This window comes from Pseudoalteromonas sp. S554, assembly GCF_005930865.1.
GTDB classification, from domain to species: domain Bacteria; phylum Pseudomonadota; class Gammaproteobacteria; order Enterobacterales; family Alteromonadaceae; genus Pseudoalteromonas; species Pseudoalteromonas marina.
Genome location: NZ_PNDV01000153.1, coordinates 1 through 2,007 on the forward strand (window position 1 = coordinate 1; position 2,007 = coordinate 2,007).

At 33.4% G+C, this 2,007-nt stretch carries 2 protein-coding genes and 1 pseudogene; all 3 read left to right on the forward strand.

Annotated elements, in window-relative coordinates; all coding sequences use genetic code 11:
• Positions 1-688 (forward strand): universal stress protein UspE (uspE, locus tag CWB65_RS19395; protein WP_138741278.1); only part of this gene is annotated, 688 nt, incomplete at its 5' end.
• Between the two features lie 92 nt (positions 689-780).
• Positions 781-924: pseudogene (locus tag CWB65_RS19400) on the forward strand (tRNA 2-thiocytidine(32) synthetase TtcA); the annotation flags it as partial.
• A gap of 177 nt (positions 925-1,101) precedes the next feature.
• Positions 1,102-1,992 carry a site-specific integrase gene (locus CWB65_RS19405; protein WP_138741279.1) on the forward strand — a complete coding sequence of 297 codons (891 nt, stop codon included), beginning with the start codon at positions 1,102-1,104 and terminating at the stop codon, positions 1,990-1,992.
• Positions 1,993-2,007: the final 15 nt, after the last annotated feature.

Consider the following 2,007-nt stretch of genomic DNA (forward strand, 5'->3'; position numbering starts at 1 on the left):
TGGTTTAGCCGACGGTTACTTAGTTGTTTGGCATAACCGCCCTTACGAAGCCATTATTGAAACAGTTATCGATCAAAATTACGATTTAGTCATTAAAAGTACTCATCAACATGGCGCACTAAAATCGGTGATATTTACCCCTACAGATTGGCATTTGGTGCGTAAATGCCCTACTCCAGTATTATTTGTAAAAGAAATGGCATGGCCTGAAAATGGCAATATTTTAGCTGCTGTTAACGCAGTGAGCGAAAATGATCAGCATATAGCGTTAAACAAACGAATAATTAAAGACGCGCAATTTTTATGTGAGCTTGCTAATGCAAAACTTAACTTAGTCAATGCATATCCTGCCACCCCTATTAATATAGCTATTGAAATACCAGAGTTTAATCCTAGTCTTTACAACGAATCAGTTAAAAAACACCATAGGGAATCAACTAATGCACTGGCTACTGAATTTACATTAACTTCTGAGCAATGCTTTATTGAAGAAGGCTTACCAGAAGATGTAATTCCTGATATTGCAAATCGTTTGAATAGTGAATTAGTGGTTATTGGAACTGTTGGACGTACAGGGTTAAGTGCTGCGCTAGTTGGCAATACTGCAGAGCATGTAATAGATAGCCTAGACTGCGATGTATTAGCACTAAAACCGGACGGCTATGTAAGCCCACTGGCAAAAGATTAATAATTTTGCTGTAGCTCCCTATGCTAATAACATATAATACGCCCCTTTATTTCTAGCAAGTAATTTGCTGCATTGTTTACTAAGGGGGCGTAGTGTCTAACTCAGCTCAAGCCAAAGCTCAATATAACTTTAATAAGTTACAAAAGCGTTTACGCCGTTTAACTGGCCAAGCAGTTATGGACTTTAACATGATTGAAGAAGGTGACCGTATAATGGTTTGCCTCTCTGGTGGTAAATTATATTAAATATCTTTTTTGTAATTATTAATATTTCTTTTTTGTTTCCTCCAACCTATTATTCTTTCAGAAAAAAATTAAAAGTCACTCATTAATATTTAGATTGTTTTTTGCTCTTTTTGTAAAGTACGCTATATTTTACTAACCCACTTATAGTAATGATTGGTTTTGTAAAGTATGAATGTTAGTCAATATAAAGTTGGATCTAAGCGCTTTATTGCCTTTATTGGCTTAAATGATATTCCTATTTTACCTCTAGCAAATGCGTTTCTATATGATGTATTTTTAAACACATCATATTCAACCAAACTCCGTGTAGCGTATGAACTCAAAACCGTACTTAATTATTTTGACGCAGAAGAAATTGATCTAGAGCTTAGAGTTAGTTCTGGTTTGTATATAAGTCCGAATGAATTAAGTCAGTTCTATGGGCACATGCGCCTAAAAAAAGATTCTTTTTCACAAAAAAATCTATTTTCAGTACCTAATAATAGTGAAAGTAAATATATCAGGAATGCAATTTCAGCATCATCATTTAATAAAAACAAAGTATCAACAGAAACAACAACAGGCAGAATAAGAACTCTTAGGAAGTATTTAGTCTATATCCATGAACACTACCATGGTGATCGACAAGCACCGCCCAATTTAAAGGATTCATATAATAAGGTTATTTCAAAGTTAAAATTACGAGAAAGCTATACTCAAGGAACTAATAACGTTTCAAGTGTAGAGTTAGTTGAAACTGTAATACCTGATGAAATTTATGATTCATTTAAAAAAATAGTTTTACCTAGTTCAAAAGATAATCCTTTTAAAAAATGTAAGTTACGCAATTATTTAATTCTATCAATATTGAGACAAACTGGTATCAGAAGAAGTGAAGTCTGTAAGTTAAAAATTTCTGATTGCCAATTCTATGGTGATTATAACAAGATCAAGATTTATTCAAGCCCAGATGATCCTACTGATACTAGATTAAATAAACCTGATAAAAAGTGTGGGAGAGCACATTTCGCAGGGATTAGTGTAACGTTAATGAAAGAAATTCATTTTTATATTCACTGAATCGCCCCGTGTTTG

Coding starts and splice junctions, on each gene's coding strand:
- CWB65_RS19405 (WP_138741279.1), top strand. CDS start 1,102: ATGAATGTTAGTCAATATAAAGTTGGATCTAAGCGCTTTATTGCCTTT.